The organism is Streptomyces sp. NPDC055632 (assembly GCF_053618675.1).
On the sequence record NZ_JBSHHY010000035.1, the window covers coordinates 49,270 to 69,823 of the forward strand.

Here is a 20,554-nt window from a genome sequence, read left to right on the forward strand (position 1 = left end):
ATGCGAAGAACCCCGCGCCCCATTGGTTACTTTGGGGGGCGGCACAGGGAGGGGTACCGGCAGGTGGAGCGCAGGACTATCGGGGCGACGGCGCTCGACGTGGGTGCGATCGGCCTGGGGTGCATGCCGATGAGCTGGGCGTACAGCCGTTCGCAACAGCGCGGGGACCGCTCGCTGCGGACCGTGCACGCGGCCCTCGACGCCGGGGTGAGCCTGCTCGACACCGCCGACATGTACGGCCCGTTCACCAACGAGCTGCTGATGGGACGGGTGTTGAAGGAGCGTCGGGCCGAGGCGTTCGTCTCGACGAAGTGCGGACTGCTCGTCGGCGACCAGCACGTGGTGGCCAACGGGCGCCCGGGGTACGTGCGTCGGGCCTGCGACGCCTCGCTGCGGCGGCTCCAGACCGACGTCATCGACCTGTACCAGCTGCACCGGGCGGACCCCGAGGTGCCGGTCGAGGAGACCTGGGGCGCGATGGCCGAGCTGGTGTCGGCGGGCAAGGTGCGGGCGCTCGGGCTCTGCGCCGTCGGCGCCCGGACCGGGCGCCGGGGCACGGTCCGCGACGGTTACGAGGGAACGATCCGGCAGCTCGAACGGATCCAGCAGGTGTTCCCGGTGGCGGCGGTGGAGGCCGAGCTGTCGGTGTGGTCGCAGGAGGCGCTGGCGCGGCTGCTGCCCTGGTGCACGGCCCGGGGCGTCGGCTTCCTGGCGGCGATGCCGCTGGGCAGCGGGTTCCTGACCGGGACGCTGACCCCGGGCGGCGGCTTCGAGCCGGACGACCCGCGGGCCCGGCACCCCCGGTTCACGGCGGAGATGATGGCGGCGAACCAGCCGCTCGTGGCGGGCCTGCGGCGGGTGGCCGCGCGGCACGGGGCGGACGTCACCCCGGCGCAGGTGGCCCTGGCGTGGGTGCTCGGCCGGGGGCGGCACGTGGTGCCGGTGCCGGGGACGAAGCGGGAGCGGTGGGCGGTGGAGAACGCGGCGGCGGCCTCGCTGCGGCTGACGCCGGAGGACCTGACGGAGATCGCGACGCTCCCGGCGCCCCGGGGATCCTGGGACTGAGCGGCCCGGACGCACCGGACGCGGGCTCCGGGACCGGGTGGCCCGGGACCGGATGCGGACTCCCCTGGACCGGCCGTCCCGGTCCTCCCGGACTCCCCCGTGGGGGACCCGTCGGTGGCCCTGCCGGGAACCCCGCCGGGCCGGGAGGTGTTCTCAGGGGTAGGGATGCCGTTCGACCCGTCGAGCCCGCCGGACCCTCCGAAGGGGAGCGCGCCATGAAACGTCCTGTCGTCGTGAAGGCCCTGGGGGGCGTCGCCGCGCTGGTCCTGGCGGCGGGCTGCTCCCCGGGGAGCGCGTCCTCGGGGAGCGCGGAGGAGCGCCCCCGTACGCCCCCGTCGGCATCGGCCTCCGGGACCGCCGCCGCTCCCCCGGCCGGCGGCCGGGTGACGGTGGCGGGGACGCTGACCGAGGGCCTGGAGTCGCCCTGGGGGCTCGCGGAGCTGCCCGGCGGCGACCTGCTCGTCTCCTCGCGGGACGAGCGGGCGGTCACCAGGATCAATGGACGGACCGGTGCGAAGACGCCGCTCGGGGAGGTGCCGGGGGTCGTGCCGGCCGGCGAGGGCGGCCTGCTCGGCCTCGCGGTCCGGGACGGCTGGGTGTACGCGTACCTGACGGCGTCCTCGGACAACAGGATCGTGCGCATGCGGTACGGGGGCGGGGCCGGCGACCGGCTCGGCCCGCCGGAGCCGGTCCTGACCGGCATCCCCAAGGGGTTCACGCACAACGGCGGGCGGATCGCGTTCGGCCCCGACGGGATGCTGTACGCGGGGACCGGCGAGACCGGTGACACCGGTCTGGCGCAGGACCGGGAGTCGCTGGGCGGGAAGGTCCTGCGGATGACGCCCGAGGGGAAGCCGGCGCCGGGCAATCCCTTCCCGGGCTCGCCGGTCTACTCGTACGGCCACCGGAACGTGCAGGGGATCGCCTGGGACGCGGACGGGCGCCTGTGGGCGGCCGAGTTCGGGCAGAACACCTGGGACGAGCTGAACCTGGTCGAGGCCGGGCGGAACTACGGCTGGCCGGAGGCCGAGGGACGGGCGGGGAAGGAGGGGTTCACGGACCCGGTGGCCCAGTGGCCGACCTCGGAGGCCTCCCCCAGCGGGATCGCGTACGCGCGGGGCGCGATCTGGATGGCCGGGCTGCGGGGGGAGCGGCTGTGGCGGATCCCGCTCTCCGGCGCGGAACGCTCCGGGGAGCCCGAGGCGTTCCTCGAAGGCGAGTACGGACGGCTGCGGACCGTGCTCGCGACGGGCGGCGACCGGCTCTGGCTGGTGACGAGCGAGACCGACACCCGGGGGACGCCCGGGCCCGGCGACGACAGGATCCTCCGCCTCCGGGCGGAGTGAGGAGGGCGGGACCGTGTTCGATCCGATGGCGGAGCTCTTCGCGCCGGGGCGCCGGCACACCGAGGAGGAGCGGCAGCGCCTCGCCCTGACCCGGGAGGACCAGGGGGACGCGGATCCGGGGCGCGGCCCGATAGACCTGCGGTCGGGGCGGGTGACGATACGGGTCCCCCGCGCGGAGGGGGATCCCGGCGGCGGGTCAGCGGGGCGCGGCGACGAGGTGCAGGCGGTGGGCGAGGGCGGCGGCCTCGCCGCGGCCGGCGACCCCGAGCTTGGCGAGGATGTGGGAGACGTGGACGCTGGCCGTCTTGGGTGAGATGAACAGCTCCTCGGCGATCTGGCGGTTGGTGCGGCCGGCCGCGACCAGGCGCAGCACGTCCTGCTCGCGGGGGGTCAGGCCGAAGGCGTCGTCCCCGGGCTCCGCCGGTGCCGGGGGCCGCTCCTCGGGAGCGAGGGAGAGCCGGGCGCGGGCGGCGAGCAGGTCCACGTCCTCGCGGAGCGGGCGGGCGCCGAGCAGTTCGGCGGCGGCGCGGGCCTCGCGCAGCAGGGCGGCGGCCTCCTCGCGCCGGCCGCCCTCGGTGAGCAGGGCGTCGGCGAGGCGGTAGCGGGCGCGGGCGAGCTGGGCCGGGCGGTCCAGCGGCTCGAAACCGGCGACGACCCCGGCCCAGCGGGCGGCGGTCTCGCGGTCCTCGGCGCGGGCCAGCTCCTCGGAGGCCTGCCGGGCGTACGCGGCCCAGACGGGGACCGGGGCGGCCAGGGCGCGCAGGCAGCGGCGGACCAGGGCGAGCGCCTCCGCGCGGCCCTCGTCGGCGGCGGGCAGCCCCCGGCTGTCGGCCTCGGCGGTGACGGCGGTGAGGACGAGCGGCCAGCCGTAGCGGTGGGTGCCGGGCGGGAAGCCGCCCCGCTCGGCGGCGGCCAGCTCGGTCCGGACGTCGGCGACGCGTCCCTCGGCGGCGGCCACGGCGACCGCGACCTGGGCCATGGGCAGGGTGTACTGCGGGATCGGGTCGCGGGTGCCGTAGACGGCGCGGGCGTCGGCGAGGTGGCGGGCGGCGGCCCCCGGTTCGCCCCGGGCGGCGGCGAGCTGGGCGAGCCGCAGCGAGGCCGAGCCCCGGGGCTTGGTGCTGGTGGCCGAGCGCAGCAGCCGCTCGGCGGCCTCCCGGACCTCGTCCCACCGGCCCAGGGAGAAGAGGGACTCGGCCCGGTTGGCCTCGGCCCAGCCGACGCTGTCGACGAGCCCGTACCTGCGGGCGAGGCGGATGCCCCCCTCGGCGACCTCGACGGCCTCGTGGGAGCGGCCGAGGAACTCCAGGGCGGAGGAGATGTTGATGTGGGCGCGCGCGGTCTCGGTGAACTGGCCGAGGGCGCCGGTCCGTTCCCGTACCGCGTGCATCTCGGCGAGGCCGGCCTCCACGTCGCCGGCCGCGACCCTGATGGTGCCGAGGGTCAGACGGGCGTTGAGCTCGATCGACTCGGCCTTGACGAGGCGGGCATACTCGACGGCGCGTTCGGCGGCGGTGAGGGCGTCGGGGCCGGGGTCGCGGAGCATGCCCCAGCCGGCGGCGCCGACGAGGACGACGGCGTGGACGGCGGAGGGCGGCAGGCCCTTGACGAGCTCCTGGGCGCGGGCGATCTCCTCGCGTCCGTCGCCCCGGCCCAGGTTGGACTGGAGGCGGGCCTTCTCGGTCCAGAACCAGGCGGCGCGCAGGGGGTCGCGCTCCTCCTCGCCGCCGAGGATCCGCAGCGCCGTCTTCCCGATCTTGAGGGCGCGTTCGCGTGCGCCGCTGAGCCGGGCGGCGACGGCGGCCTCGGCGAGCAGGTCGAGGTGGCGCAGGGGGGTGGTGTCGGGGTCGCAGCCGCAGGGCGGGTAGGACTCGGCGTAGTCGATGGGGCGCAGCGAGGCCCGGACCTCGGCGGGGGCCTCGTCCCAGAGCTCCATGGCCCGTTCGAGGAGCCGGAGCTGCTCGGCGTAGGCGTGGCGCTTGCGGGTGGCGACGGAGGCGCGCAGGACGGCGGGCAGGGCCTTGGCCGGGTCGTGGGCGTGGTACCAGTACGTGGCGAGCCGGGTGGCGCGCTCGTCGGCCCGGACGAGCGCGGGGTCGGCCTCCAGGGCCTCGGCGTAGCGGCGGTTGAGGCGGGAGCGCTCGCCGGGCAGCAGGTCGTCGCTGACGGCCTCGCGGACGAGGGAGTGCCGGAAGCGGTAGCCGTCGCCGTCGGGGACGGCGAGCAGGATGTTGGCGCCGACGGCGGCCCGCAGCGCCTCGATGAGGTCGTCCTCGGCGAGCCGGGCGACGGCGGCGAGGAGCCCGTACTCGACGGTGGAACCGCCCTCGGCGACGATCCTGACGACCCGCTGGGCGTCCTCGGGCAGGGCCTCGACCCGGACGAGGAGGAGGTCGCGCAGGGAGTCGCCGAGCCGCCCGGGGGCGCAGCCGGCCTCGTGGGAGACGACCAGCTCCTCGACGAAGAAGGCGTTGCCGTCGGAGCGTTCGAAGACCTCCTCGACGAGGCCCGGGTCGGGTTCGGCGGCGAGGATGCCGGTGAGCTGGCGGTGCACCTCGGTGCGGGTGAAGCGGGGCAGTTCGATGCGGCGGAGGGTGCGGAGCCGGTCGAGCTCGGCGAGGAGGGGGCGCAGCGGGTGGCGGCGGTGGATGTCGTCGGCGCGGTAGCTGGCGACGACCACGATCCGGCCGCGCCGCAGGGTGCGCAGCAGGTAGGTGAAGAGGTGGCGGGTGGAGGTGTCGGCCCAGTGCAGGTCCTCCAGGACGAGCACGAGCGTGCGGTCGGCGGCGAGCCGTTCCAGGAGCCGTACGGTCAGCTCGAAGAGGCGGGCGGTGGAGTCCTCGTCGGCGGGGTCGTGGCCGCCGGGGTCGCCCAGCTCGGGCAGCAGCCGGGCGAGTTCGCCGTGCTGTCCGTCGGCGGCGGCGGTCAGCTCGTCGGGGAGCCGGCGGCGGAGCGCGCGCAGGGCGGCGGAGAAGGGCGCGAAGGGCAGTCCGTCGGCGCCGAGCTCGACGCAGCCGCCGAGGGCGACGACGGCGCCCCGGTCGCGGGCCGTGCCGGTGAACTCCTCGATGAGCCGGGTCTTCCCGACGCCCGCCTCACCGCCGATGAGCAGGGCCTGTGGCTCTCCCGCGGTCGCGCGGGAGAGCGCCTCGGTGAGGGCGGTGAGTTCGCCGGCCCGGCCGACGAAGACGGGGCTGACGGACCTGTTCTCCACGGGGCCGAGCATCGCACAGGCGCCTATGGGGGCGGTCGTACGGGGGACGGGGGTGGTGCCGAGGACACCGGCCGCACCGGGATCGCGCGCCGTACGGGGGCCGGGGACCGTACGGCGGTCGGGTGCCGTACGGGGGCCGGGTGCCGTACCGAGGTCGCATGCCGTACGGGGGCCGTGGCCCGCACCGGGGTCGCGCGCCGTGCGCGGAGCGGGCGTCACGCGGAGGTCACGCGGCCCGGGCGAAGCGGTCGGGGCCGCCGTCGTCCACCGGGCTCTCCGCGTTCCGGCCCCCGTTCCGGCGGCCGGAGCGGCGCGCCTCCCGGCCGGCGGACTCGGCGGCCTCGCGGGACAGGCGCCGGGCGGCGGCCTCGCGGACGAGCTGGGCGTGGTTCATGCGGTCGATCTCGTACTCGAACATCGTGTGCTCCCTGGACGATCCGGTGTCGGCGTCGCTTCTCGCGACGCCTTCACGGTCGTCCCCCAGGGGGCCCGGCCGCATCGGGCGAGTGCCCTATGTTCGGGACGCGGGGGGCCTTAGGGCGTGATCGGCGAGGCGCCCGGGGGCAGGGTCAGGACCCACCACTGCCGCAGCGTGCGGAGGGTGCGCAGGAAGATGTTCGGGCCCCGGCAGACGGGGCGGGCGTAGCGACTGACGGGGTCGCCGTTCGGGAAGGCGAGTTCCTCGCGGCCGACGAGGACGGCTCCGTCGTCCGTCAGCCGGAGGTGGTGGACGGCCTGCGCCCGGGCCGCGGCGCCCGTGCCCCGCTCGGCTCCCCCGAGCAGGAGCAGCCGGTCGCCGTCGACCGCGAGGCCGAAGGGGTCCGAGACCGGCAGGGCGCGGACGCGGAGCATCCCGCCGGGGCCCGTTTCGAGGAGCGGGGTGCCCGGCCGGTACACGGCGTGGGCGGTGGAGCGGGAGACGTTGAGGGCGCCGATCTCCGCCACATGGTGGTGGGGCTCCGGGGGGCGTACGTCCCCCGCGCGGTTGCCCCTGCCGTCCCAGCGGACCAGTCCGCCCGCGCTGACGTGGTCGCCGCCGTAGACCCCCTCGTCGGCGTACCCGGTCCAGAAGCCGGTCCGGTGGTCCGCCACCAGGTGCGTGAGGCGGGTCCCCAGGGGGAAGCGGCGCCGGGGGCGGCCGTCCGGGCCGAAGGTCTGGCCGGACGGCGCGTTCGGTCCCATGGCGCCGGAGAGGACGAACCCGCCGTCCGGAAGGACGTCGAAGGCGTCCGGATCCACGGCCACCCCGTGCAGGGTCCGCTCCCGGACCCTGCCCCCGTCGTCGATCACGACGAGGGCGTCGAAGGGCAGGGCGACGGGTACCGGCACGTCCCGGCCCGCCCACCTGCGGGGGAAACGGGCGTCGGGGCAGATCAGCCAGAGGGCCCGGCCACGCGGATCGATCGTGGTGGCCAGCACCTTCCGTTCGTCGTACTGCCGAGGCAACAGTGCGTAGGAACGCAGTGCCACCTTCGTCAAGGAGATCACCTCGCGGGCGGAGGAACGCAACGCGTCGATGATCACACGCCCGTGCCGGCCCCGGCCGCCCGGGGCGGGCTCAGGAGCCGGCGGTCGGGAGCGAGAGGAACAGGTCGAAGTAGGTGCCGACCGACAGGAGGAGGCCGAGGCCGCCCAGGACGGCGCCGGCGACGGCGACCGCGCGGACCCAGGAGGGGTGCCGGGGCAGGACGAGCACGGCGACGGCGACGATCAGGGCGATCAGGGCGAAGACGCCGTTCACCAGGGCGGTGCTGTGCCAGGCGTCACCGTAGATCTCGCTGATCTGCTGGGTGGGGGTGCCCGAGCCGGAGGTCTTGATCTGCCCGACGAGCGTCTCGCGCTCGGAGACGACCTTGCCGGCCCAGGTGCCGGTGAGCGCGACGGCGCCGAGGGCGGCGGAGACGACGGCGGCGGCACCGGCACCGACGCCGGAGCCGGTCTCCTTGCCGGCGAAGACCCCCTCCTCGGCGTCGAGATCCGCGTCGGGATCGGCGTCGAGATCCGCGTCCTTGGCGTCGGCGAGGTCGTCGGCGGGGCCCCCGGTGGTCGCGGCCTCCGCCGCCCCGCCGTCCTTCTCGTCCCGCTCGGTGGGCTCCGCCTGCCCGGCGGGCCCGGTCTTCTCGGTCGTCTTGATGTCCATGCGGCGCACGCTAGGGGGCCCGTATGAGAGCTGCCTTAACGCGCCCGCAATCCCAGCGGGTTGACGTGTCACCTCGGCCGCGCGCACCCTTGAGGTGACACATCAACCCGATGAGGGACGAGGAGGAGCCATGCCCAAGATCGCTGTCGTCGTGGGGAGCGTGCGCCCGGGCCGTGTGACGCGCGACGTGGCCGAGTGGGTGCACAAGTCCGCCGCCGCCCGCACCACCGCCGACTACGAGCTGGTCGACCTCGCGGAGTACGACCTGCCCGCCTACGACGAGGCCCTGCCCCCGCAGTACGGCCGCTACGAGCACGCCCACACCCGGCGGTGGGCCGAGAAGGTCGCCGAGTTCGACGGCTACGTCTTCGTCACCCCCGAGTACAACCACAGCGTCCCGGCGGCGCTCAAGAACGCGCTCGACTTCGTCTACGGCGAGTGGAACGACAAGACGGCGGGCTTCGTCAGCTTCGGCGGCAATGGGGGCGTCCGCGCGGTGGAGCACCTGCGGCAGATCGCGTCCGAGCTGCGGATCGCGACCGTCCAGGCCCAGGTGGCGCTGCCGATCGCACTGGACTTCCCCGCGTACCCCGCCTTCGCTCCCGGCGAGGGGCGCGCGGAGGAGCTCTCCCGGCTGCTCGACCAGGTCGAGGCCTGGGCGGGAGCGCTCGCACCGCTGCGCGGCTGACCGCGCGGGGCCGGGATTGACCTGCGGGAACGGGGGGTGTTGTGCTGGGGGGTCGACGGGGCGCCCCCCAGGACGGCAGGAGCGTGGAGATGAGCGGCACCGCGGAGTGGCTCGACGGGCACGAGGAGAAGGCCTGGAACGCGTTCTTCGAGATGCAGGTGCTCTTCTGGCCGCAGATGGCCCGCCGGCTCCAGCAGGACACCGGCCTCTCCGAACCGGACTTCGCCATCCTCGGCGCGCTCGTCCGGGCTCCGGAGGGGCGGCTGCGGCCCTACGAGCTGAGCGGGGTGACGCAGTACGAGAAGAGCCGGCTGCACCACCACCTGACCCGGATGGCCGGGCGCGGTCTGATCACCCGGGAGCGATGTCCCGGCTCCTCCCGGGGCGCGGTCGTCGTCCTCACCCCGGAGGGGCGCGAGGCCGTCACCGGGGCCTTTCCCCGGCGCGCGGAGCACGTCCGCCGCTGGCTGACCGAACCGCTGACGCCCGCGCAGCTCGACGCGCTCACCGAGATCTCCGAGACCGTCGCCGCCCGCCTCCGCGCGGAGCCGGAGACACCCGCACCCGAAGACGGGGGGTGCTGAACGGGCCGGGGCCGGGGCCGGGGACCGCGACCAACGGGCGGGCCGGGGCCGGGACCAAGAGCCGGCCCGGGGCCGGGGACCGGGACCGACAGGCGGCCCGGGGCCGGAAGCCGCCCCGGCCCCGGAAGCCCGCCCACTCACCCGTCCCCGCTCCGGCCCCCTTACCTCTCCTTCTTCGCCGCGCGCCACTCCGGCGCCAGGACCGACCAGAGCTCCGTGTCCGTGCGCACGCCCCGGTGCGGGTAGTTCTCGCGCAGGACGCCCTCCTTCGTCATCCCGAGGCGGCGGGCGACGGCGAGGCTGGCCCCGTTCTTCGTGGAGGCGTACCACTCGACGCGGTGGATGCCGCGCTCCTCGACCGCCCAGTCGATGAGGATCCGGCAGGCCCGGGTGACCAGGCCCTTCCCGGCGGCGGACGGCTCCAGCCAGCAGCCCGCCTCGGCGGTGCCGTACGTCACGTCCATGGTCCGGAGCATGACGCCGCCGACGAGGGTGCCCCCGGTCCAGATGCCGAGGATCCGGCCGGCGTCGTTCGCGGCCTTCTCGGCGTACGAGCGGAGGAAGGAGCGGGCGGAGTCCAGGTCCGTGACGACGTCCGGGAGGCCGATGTGCCGTCCGACGTATTCCCGTCCCCGGTCCATGTGGGCCAGGAACTCCTCGGCCCGCCAGGGCTCCAGGGGCCGCAGCTCGGCGCCGTCGTCACCCAGTGATATCGCGAACATCCTCGTTCTCCTCCGTGGTCGGGACCGTCGGACGCTGTGCGGGGATCTTCGCACGCGCGTCGGCGGTGGCCCGGCACTCCGGGGGTTCGATGCTGATCCGGGGCAGCAGGCGGTCGAGCCCCTTCGGCAGCCACCAGTTCGCGCCGCCGAGCAGGTGCATGAGGGCGGGGACCAGGAGGGTGCGCAGGACGAAGGCGTCGAGGGCGACGGCGGCCGCGAGCGCGATGCCGAACATCGCGACGACCCGGTCGCCGGAGAGCACGAACGCCAGGAAGACGGAGATCATGATGACGGCGGCGGAGTTGATCACCCGGCTGGTCTCGGCGAGGCCGACCCGGACCGCCCGCCGGTTGTCGCCGGTCTCCAGCCACTCCTCGTACATCCGGCTGACCAGGAAGACCTGGTAGTCCATGGAGAGTCCGAAGAGGACGGAGACCATGATCACGGGGAGGAAGGGTTCGATCGGTCCGGCGCTGCCGAGGCCGAGGAGTTCGCTCCCCCAGCCCCACTGGAAGACCGCCACGACGACGCCGAAGGCGCCGGCGACGGCCATGACGTTCATGGCGGCGGCCTTGAGCGGAATGCCGATCGAGCGGAAGGCGAGCAGGAGCAGCAGGCAGCCGAGGGCGATGACGACGCCGACGAAGAGCGGCAGCTTGCCGACGATGATCTCGGCGAAGTCGTCGTAGGAGGCGGTGACGCCGCCCACGTTCACGTCGAGGGAGGTGCCCGCCTCGGCCCTCGGCAGCACGTCCTGGCGCAGCCGGTCGACCAGCTCGCTGGTCGCCTTCGACTGCGGCGAGGAGTCCGGGACGACGGTGAGGACGGCGGTGTCGCCCGAGCCGTTGTACGTGACCGGGGAGACGGCCGCGACGCCCTTGGTCGCGGAGAGCGCGGCCGGAAGCTGGTCCAGGGCGACCCGGTCGTCGGCGCCGTCGAGTCCGGCGACGAGGGTGAGGGGGCCGTTGACGCCGGGCCCGAAGCCCTCGGCGAGCAGGTCGTAGGCCTTCCGGGTGGTCGCGGTGGCCGGGTCGTTGCCCTGGTCGGAGGTGCCGAGGTGGAGCGAGAGGGTGGGCAGCGCCAGGACCGTCATGACGACGGCGGCGACGGCCCCGAGGAGCTTGGGGTGCCGCTCGACGAAGGCCGACCAGCGGGCGGCGAAGCCGGTGGGCAGCTCGGGCTGCGGCCCGTGCTCGGCGAGGGCGCGGCGCTCGCGCCGCGACAGGGCGCGCATGCCGATCAGGGAGAGCAGCGCCGGGAGGAGGGTGACGGAGGCGGCGACCGTGAGGACGACGGTGAGGGAGGCGGCGACGGCGACGCCGTTGAGGAAGCTCAGCCGCAGGATCAGCATGCCGAGCAGGGCGATGCAGACGGTCGCCCCGGCGAAGACGACGGCGCGGCCGGTGGTGGCGACGGCGGTCTCGGCGGCCTCGGCGACGGACAGGCCGCGTTTGAGGCCTCTGCGGTGCCGGGTCACGATGAAGAGCGCGTAGTCGATGCCGACGCCGAGGCCCACGAGCATGCCGAGCATGGGGGCGAAGTCGGCGACGGTCATCAGGTGGCCGAGCAGCACGATCCCGGAGTACGCGATGCCGACGCTGACGAGCGCGGTGGCGATGGGGAGCGCGGAGGCGGCGAGCGAGCCGAAGGCGAGGAAGAGGACGACGGCCGCGACGGCGACGCCGACGACCTCGGCGACGTGCCCGCCGGGGGCCTCGGTGAGGGCGACGACGGTGCCGCCCAGCTCGACCTGGAGTCCGTCGGTCTCGGCGCCCTCGGCGGTGTCGACGAGGGCCTTCGCCTGCCCCTCGGGGACGTCGTCGGCCTGCTCGGTGAAGGTGACGGTGGCGTAGGCGGTGCGTCCGTCCTCGCTGATCCGGCCCGTCGCGTCCCCGTAGGGGGAGGTCACGGCGGCGACGCCGGGCAGCTCGGCGACCTCGCGGAGGACGCCGGTCATGCGCTCCTGGACGGCGTCGGCGCGGACGCTGCCCCGTTCGGTGTGCCAGACGATGGTGTCGCCGTCGCCGCCGAGGCCGTGGAAGCCCCGGTCGAGGAGGGCGGTGGCGCGGCCGGACTCGGTGCCGGGGACCTCGTAGTCGTTGGAGTACGCGTTCCCCGCGAGGATCGCCCCGGTGCCGGTCCCGCCGAGGGCGAGGAGCCAGAGGAGGACGGCGACGAGGCGGTGCCTGATGCACCACCGGGCGATGGCTGCCAAAGGACGTGCTCCCTGGGTGGTTCGTGGATCTTTCCCGGGAACGGCCCGAAAAGAACGCATGACCTACGTGCGCCCACTCTCGCAGCCAAACGTGATCGTTTGCCCCTTTCGTGTCGATGGTCACAGCGGTGTCGTTCACCGGGGCGCGGGGGCCGCGCGCGGAGGCTCCGGCCCCCGCGCCCGGCCCCCTCCCGGAGCGCCGCGCGCTCGGCTCACCGCACGCCCGGACCGATCGCCGCGCGCTCAGCCGGAGACGCTGGCGCGCCCGTTCTCGATGTGGCCCATGAGCCGGCGGCGGAAGCCTCCGGAGGCGGTCACCTCGACGTCGTACCAGCCGTGCGCGTCGGCGGCCGAGTGGACGACGGTCCGGGTCCGTCCCGGCTTCACGGTGACGGTCCGGGTCCAGTCCCCGAGGTCGTCCTCGTCCACGTAGCCCAGCGGCCGGACGGTGAAGGAGACGGGGGCGCGGCCGGTGTTCCGTACGGTGAGGTGCAGGTCGCGGTCGTGGTGGTCGATCCGGGTGGCCAGCTCGGCACCGCCCGCCGCGGGGCCCTCGAACTCGCGCCGGAAGCCGTTGGGGCCGGTGATCGTGAAGCGGTAGCGGTCGCCCGGGACGGGGACGGTCCACTCCCCCGTGCCCCTGACGTCCCGGTGCTGCGGGACGGCGAACTCGCCCGCGTACGGGTAGAGGGCGAAGTGCGCGCTCGCCCTCCCCCGGTTGCTCAGCGCGACCGTGACGGCACCGGCGCGGACGGTGGCGGCGGCGTCCGGCTGGTACGGCAGGGGGCGGGCGGGGCGGACGCCGGGCTCCTGGACGGGCATCCGCTGCACGGCCGGGGGCCGGGGCCGCCAGCGGCCGGTGAACGGCGGGACCGGTCCCGGCTGCTCGACCTCCGGCTGCCTGCGGCCCCGGTGGAAGTCGAAGGCGGAGGTGAGGTCGCCGGTGACGGTCCGGCGCCAGGAGGTGATGTTGGGCTCGCGGACGCCGGTGAGCTTCTCCAGGAAGCGGACCACGGAGGTGTGGTCGAAGGTCTCGGAGCAGACGTAGCCGCCGACCGACCAGGGGGAGACGACGAGCAGCGGGACGCGGATGCCGAGGCCGGTGGGCTGCCCCTGCCAGCGCTCGTCCGTGTCGTCGGCGGGCGGGACGGGCGGCGGGACGTGGTCGAAGAAGCCGTCGTTCTCGTCGTAGTTGATCAGGACGACGGTGTGGCGCCAGACGTCGGGGTGGGAGCCGAGGGCGTCGAGCACCTTGTAGACGAGGGTGGCGGAGGCGATCGGGGAGGAGGAGCCGGGGTGCTCGGAGTCGATCGCGGAGGGCACGAGGTACGAGACCTCGGGCAGGGTCCCGGCGGCGACGTCGGCGCGGAAGGCGTCGGCGAGGGTGCCGCTCTCGACGCGGCGGAGCCCTCGCTCGAAGAGGGAGCGCTCGGCCTCGGTGAGCCCCGCGACGCCCTCTTCCAGGAGGCCGAGGAGCCGGGCCCGCTCGGCGGGGTCCTCGGTGCCGCGCACGGCGGCGTAGAAGGACTCCATGAAGGTGTGGCCGCCGGTGCGGGCGAGCGCCTTGCGGGCGATCCCCTTGAAGGTGGTGAAGAACTCGATGTTGTTGTCGGTGAAGTTCTCCCACTCGGTGTACGTCTTCCAGCTCCGCCCGGCGGCTTCGAGCCGCTCGGCGTAGGTGGACCAGCCGTAGCCGGGGTGGGTGGCCTCGGCGTACGCGGCGTTGGTGACGGCCCGGCTGCCGTCGGCCTCGTGGCCGGTCCAGCCGGACCAGAGGTGGTTGCGGTTGGGGCTCGTCGAGGTGTGGATCGACGAGTGGTAGGCGTCGCAGACGGTGAAGGTGTCGGCCAGCTCGTAGTGCAGGGGGATGTCGCGCCGGTCGTAGTACGCCATGGTGGCGGCGGTCTTGGCCGAGACCCAGCCGTCCATCCAGCCGCCGTGCCAGGCCTTGGCGCCGCCGCCCCAGGAGTGGTCGAGGTCGCCGATGTACTGGAGGTCCTTCTTCTGCGTCGCGGCGGCGTCCCGGATCGGGAAGGGGAGGACGGTCCGGTCGGCGCCGGCGGGCTGCTCGAAGACCGGACGGCCGGAGGGCAGCTCAATGGCATTGCGGTCGCCGAATCCGCGGACGCCTCGGAGGGTGCCGAAGTAGTGGTCGAAGGAACGGTTCTCCTGCATCAGGATCACCACGTGCCGGACCGCCGAAAGGCCCCCGGAGTGGGGCTCCGCGGCCATCGCGGCCTGCAGGGACGGCGGCAGCAGCGATCCGGCCGCGGCGGCGCCGAGGGCGCCTCCGCCCAGTGCGAGGAGCCTTCTGCGGGACATCTCGGACGACAAGACCGACCTCCAGTCGACGGCCAATGGTTCTCCTTCGAGCCATTGGGTGGTTCGTCCGGGACGGTAGTGAGACGGGGTGACGGGCGGAAGGCCCGGGGCGGACCGGGTGGTGAACGTCCAACACCCGGTCACGGGAGTCCAAGTCCGGAACGACCCCGCGCCGTACCGGCCGGTGGGCGTACGGGCCTGGTGCACGGGGCACGGGGACACCTCGGGTACCGGGACGCTCATGGGCCGGTCCCGTTTGGGCCCCGGCGAGAGGCGGCCGGTCGTCACGGCCGACGATCACGCCGATCGCCGCGGCCGACGATCACGGCCGGTCGCCACGGCCTGCAGTCACCGGCGGCCACGGACTGCGGCACCGCGCCGCCGACCGCGACCGCGAGTCCCGCCGACCGATCACGGACTCCGTCACCGACCACGGGACCCGCCCGGCCGACCACGGAAGGGTCCCCTCGGCCGGGGCCAGGATCCGGTTCACCTCGGGCCCGGAGAAGCCCCCCGGCAGATGCGCTCGGGCAGCTCCGGCACCGCCTTCGGCTCGCTCTGCGAGCAGCCGGCCGGGGCCACGACGAGCACCGCGCTCCGGGTACGGGACACCGGCGTCACCTTTCGGGGCACTTCAGCTCGCGCTGGGCGTAGGCCATGAACTCCTTCATCAGCGCCGGCAGAGCGGCCTGCAGCTTGGATTTGTCAGGGGCGTAGTGCGCAGTGATCATCAGCTCGATGTACCTCCCCGGCGAGTTGGAATCCTTGGCGGGTTCGCAGGTGAAATAGGAAGCCGCACCCGCACTCCAGATGATCCCCTTCTCCCCCAGGTCGAGCGGCTTGGGATCAGTCCGGTCCCACGACGACCACTCGATGGATTCAGCGAAGTTCCGGCGCGTGGCCCTCGCCTGGAACTTCGTGTTCCCGTCGATGTAGAGCGTGCAGATGGCGGAGTCGAGTTCCTTGGTCAGAACGAAGTGTCGGCCGGCCAGGCGTGAGAACTTCGCCTCGTCACCGGGGGGCAGGAGGGGGGACACGTCACTGCCGGCGAACGCTCCGTTCCAACAGATGCGCTCGGGCAGTTCGGGGACGGTCTTCTCTTCGCCGGCCGCACAGCTCGCCAAAAAACCTGCCATGACCACGGCTGTCGATATGGCTGCGGCAGTGCGGGTGAAGCGGCGCATGCTCATTTCTCCCCGGAGGTGCGGACGACGACGAAATCGCGACCGATGGAATGTGCCGATGCCATCTCGGTCGAGGCGGAACCCTGGTAGTCCTGGATCTGGGCCAGTGTGAGCCCGGCTGCCCTCCCCGCCCGTTCCACGGCGGTCTCGGCGGACCTCTTGGCGACACCCTCGGCGACCGAATAGCCCGACGCGGCTTCATGGCCGGCCTCAGTTGACTTGTCCTCCTCCGCCTCCTTCACGGCCGCCTCGGTGATGTCCTCTTTGAGCCAGTCGATCACGTCGCCGCCCACGGGCAGCATCTCGAGGTACCTGGCTCCCACGAGGTCGATCACTCGGTTCGCCCACTTGGCGTTCTCCGCGATGGCCTCGTTGTATTCCGCGTCCTCACGGGCTGAGGCGTCCACGACGGCCTGGGCCCTCGCCTCGCTCATCATGCCCGCGATCTCGCCGCCGGAGTGGACGGCGTTCCGCACGGCCTCGCCCGTGTCGGCGTACTTCTCCGGGTTCTGGAAGACGTCGGACACGAGGGCCGTGGTGAACGCCTGCTGGGCCATGGTGATCGCACCGTAGGCGCCGGGGTCCTGGCCGACCGCGCCGAGGAACTGCGCCATGGTCTGCTTGTCGAACTCCGCCTTCTCGCCGAAGGGCTTGATCCGGTCCGCGCCGTTCTCGGCGGTGGCCTGGAGGTCCGGCATGTACTCGGCGGCCATGTTGCCGAGGTTCGGGGCGATGCCGACGAGCGGGCCGTCGTCGACGGCGAGCTCCGGTGACGTGCCGATCTTCTCGACGACCTTCTCCATGACGCTCGCCATGCTCTTGGTGTGCTCCACGGGCTTCGCGTCGTCGTCGCCCGGGACGCGGCCGGTGACCGCCGCCTCCAGGGCGTTGCCCATGGCCGACTGGCCGGGGGTCGGCTCGCCGCCGGAGACCGTGTCGTAGTAGTCGTCCGTGGGCTTCTTGTCGAGCATGTGGTCGACAACGCTCTTCGCGTCCTTGCCCGTGAGCTCCTCGTCGGCGAGGGTGACGACGCCGTCCTTGTTCGTGTCCGTGCGGAGGTTCTCGTCGAAGAAGGCCGTCGAGGCCGCCGGGTTGTTGGCCATCGCCTCCATGAGGCCGGTGAGGGGATTGAAGCCCTTGCCGCCGGTCTCGTCGAGGTTGATGCGCTGGTCCGTGTTCGTGGGCAGGGCCTGGGACCAGCGGCCCGGGTCCTCGCGGTCCATGGCGACCATGTCCCGGCCGACGGAGACCAGGAAGTCCTTGTCGTACGTGCCCTCCCGGAGCAGGCCGCTCAGGGCCTGGTAGCCGTAGATCTGCGAGAAGCCGACGCCCTGGACGTCGAGCGGCTTGCGGCCGGCCCTCAGGAGTCCGTCGGTCCACACGGCGTCGAGGTGGTTCGGGGTCGACCGCTGGGTGGCGAGGCCGAGCATGGCGCCCATGTCGGACTGGATGTTGCGCACCATGTCGACGCGGTCCCGGCCGGCCGGGCCGAGGGAGGTGGAGTTCAGCGACATCTCCGCGAAGGCGTCGAGCGTGGCCGCGGGGCCCGTCCAGCGGTAGAAGCCGGTCGCGAACTCGGGGTCGTTCCTGTTGTCGTCCAGGAGTTCCTCGAGCTCCTTCAGCTCGGCGACGTTCCGCGCCGTGCCGCCGTCGCCGGTGACCTTCTTCAGCAGCTCCGCGGCCCGGGCGACCTGCTCCTCGTCGAGGCTCTTGTAGGTGGGCGCGGTGAAGTCGTGGGCGTCCTTCACGTTCGCCGCGAGCGCGCGCCTCAGCGAGTCGTCGGCGTCGGCGCAGTCCTCGACGATCCGGTCGATCCTCACCTGCCAGGAGGCCACGGCCTCCTGCTGCTTCCGCACGTCGGCGGCGTAGCCCGGGTAGTCCGGGTCGTGGCGCGCCGCCATGTCCTTCGCCAGGTCGTGCTCGGGCCTGACCCTGCCGTTCGCGTCGACGTGCACGCCGGCCGCCGGTCCCTCCTCGTCCCTGATCCTGACGAGCGAGTTCCGGGCCGCCGCGAACGAGGTGTGCGCGTCGGCGAGCAGCAGCTGGATGCCCCTGGCCTGCGCCTCGGCGTCCTCGAACTCCTTGGCCGTCTTGGCGATGAAGGGCCGGGTGACGTCGGAGTTGACGCCCTGCCACTGCGCCTCGTCGGTCTTGGCCTTCATGCCGTCGCGGGCGTCGGTGGCGAGCTTCTTCAGCTTCGCGGCCATCTCCGACCAGTCGTCCGCGGCCTGCTTCAGCTTGGCGACGGGCGCGTTGACGACATCCTCGAATGTCAGCACGGCGGTTCCCCCCGGATCCTCTACTTGAAGTACTCGTCGATCTTGGACGTGGAGAGCAACTGTCCCCCGATGTCCGCGTCGTTCTTGGCGTGGGTGGACTTGGTGTGGTCGAGGTGGTTGGAGATCCGGGCGCAGGCGTCCAGGAGCGTCCGCAGCTGGCTGTTCCAGCGGTCGTGCACCTTCAGCAGCTCCGATCCGCTGGTGAAGTTGCCGTTCGTGAGGGCGAGCGACGCGTCGAAGGTCGACGGCCGGGCGTGGTCGCCGTCCCGGGAGAGCCGGCCGTACAGGAGGTACGCCTCGTGGCCGATCGCGCCGAGGTCGTCCCGGTTCACGACGAGGTCGCCGGGACCCGCGCTCGTGCCGCCGTTTCCGTCAAGTCCGTTCAGCCGCATCTGCGACGACTGCCGCTCCACGGCGTCGCTCTTGAGCTTTTCCCACTCGTCCCAGGACATCGAACCCCCTCTTTCGACCGGGCCGACATTTTATTCGACGTACGTCGGGAGGTTCGCGGAAGCGATGGCCGACCCCCTGCCGCCCACCGCTCGGTTCCGGCCACGACTGCGCCGCTCGCATCCCTTCCACACGGGCCCCGAGACCGTCCGGGCGGGCGCACGGACGGGCGGACGGGAGCAGTCCGCAAAGCGGTTCGGCCGTGCGTCTGCGAACGATCGGGGGTGCCCGTGCGGGCGTGGGATTCACCCCTCTCAAGCGTGCCTTCTCCGGTTGACCACGGAGGCGGCCGGACGGCAAGCTGACTCCCAGTCATTCACTGTGCCTTGGGGGAAACTTGAGCAAGACGGCACACCACATCGGCCCCGACTCCGCTCCCGACCGGTACCGGCTCCTCCGGTCCATCGGACGCGGCGGCGAGGCCGTGCTCTATCTCGCGGAGATCGAGCTGGCGGGCGGCACCGAGCCGGTCGTCGTCAAGGTCCTCGACTCGAAGACGACGATCACGCCCGAGATCTTCGAGCGGATCAGCCAGAAGTGGAACGAGCAGGCCGAACTGCTCCGCTTCGTGCACCGCCCGGGCGTCGTCGGCGTGCGGGAGCACTTCCAGGGCCCGCCGATCCACCGGCCGGGCGAGTCCGGGACGATCACCGGCCGGGCCCTGGTGCTCGTCATGAACCACGTCGACGGCCTCGACCTGCGCGACTGGCGGGCCGAACGCACCCTCGCCTCCCCCGCCGAGCGGCGCGAGGTGATGCGGACCCTGGAGCAGCTCGCGGACGTCCTCGACTGGCTGCACTCCGGGAAGGCCACCCCGTCCGGGCGCACGGTCGTCCACGGCGACCTCTCGCCGGGCAACGTCATGGTGGACGAGCACGGACAGGCGACCCTCGTCGACTTCGGCCTCAGCAAGCTGACCGCCGACCACCAGACCGCCGAGGTGTGGTTCACCCCCGGCTACGCGGCCCCCGAGATCTTCGACGGCAAGCGCACCCCGGCCACCGACCGCTACGCCTTCGGCGCCATCGCGTACTTCCTGCTCAGCGGGCAGTCCCCGCCGACCGCTCCCGAGCAGCTGGTCGCCGCGCTCCGCGCGCTGCCGCAGATCGCCGGGCTGCCGGAGGAACAGCGGGACCGGGTGCTGAGCATCGCCTCGGCCGACGCCGGGCGGCGCCCGATCTCCCTGTCGTCCTGGGTGAAGGACGTACGGCACGGGGTGGTGTCCACCACGACGACCTCGCGCCCGGCGACGGTCGCGGACGCGGTCCCGCCGGTCGTGGCCACCCCACCGGCGCCGTCCGCCCCGCCGGTCCCGGCCGCACCGCCCACCGCGCCGCCGCAGCCCACGACCCCGCCGCCGGCCGCCACGACCGCGCCGGAGGACCGGCCGCCCACGGCGCCCCCGGGGCCCGTCGTGTCGCCGCCCCCGGTGGTGACCCCGCAGCCGGTGGTCGCCCCGCCCGTCGCCGCCCCGGCGACCCCCGTCGCCCCGCAGCACGCTGCATACCAGCCCACCGCCGCCCCGCACAGCGCCGACGGCCCCGGCTTCGGCGGTCCCGGCTTCGGCCCGCCGACGCCGTCCTCGTCGTCGGGCCCGGCCACCGCCGCCACCCCGGCCCCCGAGCCGCGGCGCCGCCGTCGCAAGGGCCCGCTGATCGGCGCCGTGGCCGGTGTCGTCGTGATCGCCGCCCTCGCGGTGGCCGGCGTCCAGCTCCTCGGCGACAAGGAGGACGACGGCAAGAACACCGCCGCCGGCCCGGTCTCCACCTCCCCGGCCGCCTCGACGGAACCCACCCCGGACCCCGGTACCGAGAGCCCGTCGGAGGAGCCCACGAGCGAGGCGCCGACCGAGGACTCCGCCTCCCCCTCGGAGTCGGCGAGCCCGACGGACGACCCCGGCTCGGTGCGGGACCTCCCCGTGGCCGATCTGACCACGCTCGCCTCCGTCAGCGACCCCGACGACTTCACCGTCGGCGCCGCCAAGATCAACACCAAGGAGTACGGGGCCACCCTGATCGGCGACTGCTACAACGGTGCCTACGTGGAGTACGACCTCAACCGCGAGTGGAAGAACTTCGAGTTCACCGCCGGGATCGACGACGGCTCGAAGATCGAGTCCGCCCGGGTCGTCATCTCCGTCGACAACCAGCCCGCCCTCTTCAACGAGACGGTGGAGCTGGGCAAGCCGATCACGAAGAGCCTGAAGATCGACGGGGCCCTGCGGCTGCGCCTCAAGGTCGAGTCGACCTGCACCGACAGCGGCAACGCCGTCATCGCCGCCCCGCTCCTCAAGCGGTAGCCGGGACACAAGGCGGCGGCCCCGCACCGGAGTTCCGGTGCGGGGC

The 20,554-nt window shown here is 73.7% G+C and carries 17 protein-coding genes; 6 read left to right on the forward strand and 11 right to left on the reverse strand.

Features of this window, described 5'->3' with window-relative positions:
* The first annotated feature begins 63 nt into the window (after window positions 1-63).
* The 3 genes from ACWGSR_RS31305 to ACWGSR_RS31315 all read left to right on the forward strand — a co-directional run bounded on the left by ACWGSR_RS31305 (window position 64) and on the right by ACWGSR_RS31315 (window position 2,724).
* Window positions 64-1,065 (forward strand): aldo/keto reductase, encoded by a 1,002-nt coding sequence (locus tag ACWGSR_RS31305; RefSeq protein WP_453571530.1) that lies wholly within the window; start codon window positions 64-66, stop codon window positions 1,063-1,065.
* Between the two features lie 215 nt (window positions 1,066-1,280).
* Entirely contained in the window at window positions 1,281-2,411 is a 1,131-nt protein-coding gene (locus ACWGSR_RS31310; protein ID WP_453571532.1) for a PQQ-dependent sugar dehydrogenase, read from the forward strand.
* 25 nt (window positions 2,412-2,436) lie between these two features.
* The gene (locus tag ACWGSR_RS31315; protein ID WP_453571565.1) at window positions 2,437-2,724 is read left to right on the forward strand and encodes a DUF6191 domain-containing protein; all 288 of its coding nucleotides are present in this window, start codon (window positions 2,437-2,439) and stop codon (window positions 2,722-2,724) included.
* Here the strand turns inward: ACWGSR_RS31315 and ACWGSR_RS31320 are convergent.
* From ACWGSR_RS31320 to ACWGSR_RS31335, 4 genes are all read right to left on the reverse strand, one after another.
* Window positions 2,608-5,637 (reverse strand): helix-turn-helix transcriptional regulator, encoded by a 3,030-nt coding sequence (locus ACWGSR_RS31320; protein WP_453571568.1) that lies wholly within the window; start codon window positions 5,635-5,637, stop codon window positions 2,608-2,610. The genes ACWGSR_RS31315 and ACWGSR_RS31320 overlap by 117 nt on opposite strands.
* Window positions 5,638-5,851: 214 nt before the next feature.
* Window positions 5,852-6,043, reverse strand: a complete 192-nt coding sequence (locus ACWGSR_RS31325) for a hypothetical protein (RefSeq protein WP_453571535.1) — start codon at window positions 6,041-6,043, stop codon at window positions 5,852-5,854.
* 116 nt (window positions 6,044-6,159) lie between these two features.
* On the reverse strand, window positions 6,160-7,104 hold the full coding sequence (locus tag ACWGSR_RS31330; protein WP_453571538.1) for a hypothetical protein: 945 nt from the start codon (window positions 7,102-7,104) through the stop codon (window positions 6,160-6,162).
* A gap of 79 nt (window positions 7,105-7,183) precedes the next feature.
* Window positions 7,184-7,765, reverse strand: coding sequence for a hypothetical protein (locus tag ACWGSR_RS31335; protein WP_453571541.1), 582 nt, complete (start codon window positions 7,763-7,765; stop codon window positions 7,184-7,186).
* 130 nt (window positions 7,766-7,895) lie between these two features.
* Between ACWGSR_RS31335 and ACWGSR_RS31340 the strand changes: the two genes are divergently transcribed.
* Window positions 7,896-8,453 (forward strand): NADPH-dependent FMN reductase, encoded by a 558-nt coding sequence (locus ACWGSR_RS31340; RefSeq protein ID WP_453571544.1) that lies wholly within the window; start codon window positions 7,896-7,898, stop codon window positions 8,451-8,453.
* Between the two features lie 89 nt (window positions 8,454-8,542).
* Window positions 8,543-9,037, forward strand: coding sequence for a MarR family winged helix-turn-helix transcriptional regulator (locus ACWGSR_RS31345; protein WP_376234566.1), 495 nt, complete (start codon window positions 8,543-8,545; stop codon window positions 9,035-9,037).
* Between the two features lie 161 nt (window positions 9,038-9,198).
* Here the strand turns inward: ACWGSR_RS31345 and ACWGSR_RS31350 are convergent, their stop codons facing one another.
* The 7 genes from ACWGSR_RS31350 to ACWGSR_RS31380 all read right to left on the reverse strand — a co-directional run bounded on the left by ACWGSR_RS31350 (window position 9,199) and on the right by ACWGSR_RS31380 (window position 18,211).
* Window positions 9,199-9,759: a GNAT family N-acetyltransferase gene (locus ACWGSR_RS31350; RefSeq protein ID WP_376234563.1), complete on the reverse strand. Its 561-nt coding sequence runs from the start codon at window positions 9,757-9,759 to the stop codon at window positions 9,199-9,201.
* Window positions 9,737-11,974 (reverse strand): MMPL family transporter, encoded by a 2,238-nt coding sequence (locus ACWGSR_RS31355; RefSeq protein WP_453571547.1) that lies wholly within the window; start codon window positions 11,972-11,974, stop codon window positions 9,737-9,739. The genes ACWGSR_RS31350 and ACWGSR_RS31355 overlap by 23 nt, the downstream gene beginning before the upstream one ends.
* 243 nt (window positions 11,975-12,217) lie before the next feature.
* The gene (locus tag ACWGSR_RS31360; RefSeq protein ID WP_453571550.1) at window positions 12,218-14,308 is read right to left on the reverse strand and encodes a phosphocholine-specific phospholipase C; all 2,091 of its coding nucleotides are present in this window, start codon (window positions 14,306-14,308) and stop codon (window positions 12,218-12,220) included.
* A 477-nt stretch (window positions 14,309-14,785) separates the two neighbouring features.
* On the reverse strand, window positions 14,786-14,908 hold the full coding sequence (locus ACWGSR_RS31365) for a hypothetical protein (RefSeq protein WP_376234558.1): 123 nt from the start codon (window positions 14,906-14,908) through the stop codon (window positions 14,786-14,788).
* 5 nt (window positions 14,909-14,913) lie between these two features.
* Entirely contained in the window at window positions 14,914-15,480 is a 567-nt protein-coding gene (locus ACWGSR_RS31370; protein ID WP_376234555.1) for a hypothetical protein, read from the reverse strand.
* A gap of 2 nt (window positions 15,481-15,482) precedes the next feature.
* Window positions 15,483-17,759 (reverse strand): hypothetical protein, encoded by a 2,277-nt coding sequence (locus ACWGSR_RS31375; protein ID WP_453571555.1) that lies wholly within the window; start codon window positions 17,757-17,759, stop codon window positions 15,483-15,485.
* Window positions 17,760-17,779: 20 nt separating this feature from the next.
* Window positions 17,780-18,211 (reverse strand): hypothetical protein, encoded by a 432-nt coding sequence (locus tag ACWGSR_RS31380; protein ID WP_376234549.1) that lies wholly within the window; start codon window positions 18,209-18,211, stop codon window positions 17,780-17,782.
* A gap of 335 nt (window positions 18,212-18,546) precedes the next feature.
* On the opposite strand from ACWGSR_RS31380, the gene ACWGSR_RS31385 reads away from it, so the two are divergent.
* Complete coding sequence (locus ACWGSR_RS31385; RefSeq protein ID WP_453571559.1) at window positions 18,547-20,508, forward strand: protein kinase domain-containing protein; 1,962 nt, start codon at window positions 18,547-18,549, stop codon at window positions 20,506-20,508.
* Window positions 20,509-20,554 lie beyond the last annotated feature (46 nt).

Excerpts from the sequence above, each read along its gene's own strand:
- ACWGSR_RS31310 (WP_453571532.1), top strand. The coding sequence starts at position 1,281 with ATGAAACGTCCTGTCGTCGTGAAGGCCCTGGGGGGCGTCGCCGCGCTG.
- ACWGSR_RS31315 (WP_453571565.1), top strand. The coding sequence starts at position 2,437 with ATGGCGGAGCTCTTCGCGCCGGGGCGCCGGCACACCGAGGAGGAGCGG.
- ACWGSR_RS31320 (WP_453571568.1), bottom strand. The coding sequence starts at position 5,637 with ATGCTCGGCCCCGTGGAGAACAGGTCCGTCAGCCCCGTCTTCGTCGGC.
- ACWGSR_RS31325 (WP_453571535.1), bottom strand. The coding sequence starts at position 6,043 with ATGTTCGAGTACGAGATCGACCGCATGAACCACGCCCAGCTCGTCCGC.
- ACWGSR_RS31335 (WP_453571541.1), bottom strand. The coding sequence starts at position 7,765 with ATGGACATCAAGACGACCGAGAAGACCGGGCCCGCCGGGCAGGCGGAG.
- ACWGSR_RS31340 (WP_453571544.1), top strand. The coding sequence starts at position 7,896 with ATGCCCAAGATCGCTGTCGTCGTGGGGAGCGTGCGCCCGGGCCGTGTG.
- ACWGSR_RS31345 (WP_376234566.1), top strand. The coding sequence starts at position 8,543 with ATGAGCGGCACCGCGGAGTGGCTCGACGGGCACGAGGAGAAGGCCTGG.
- ACWGSR_RS31350 (WP_376234563.1), bottom strand. The coding sequence starts at position 9,759 with ATGTTCGCGATATCACTGGGTGACGACGGCGCCGAGCTGCGGCCCCTG.
- ACWGSR_RS31370 (WP_376234555.1), bottom strand. The coding sequence starts at position 15,480 with ATGCGCCGCTTCACCCGCACTGCCGCAGCCATATCGACAGCCGTGGTC.
- ACWGSR_RS31380 (WP_376234549.1), bottom strand. The coding sequence starts at position 18,211 with ATGTCCTGGGACGAGTGGGAAAAGCTCAAGAGCGACGCCGTGGAGCGG.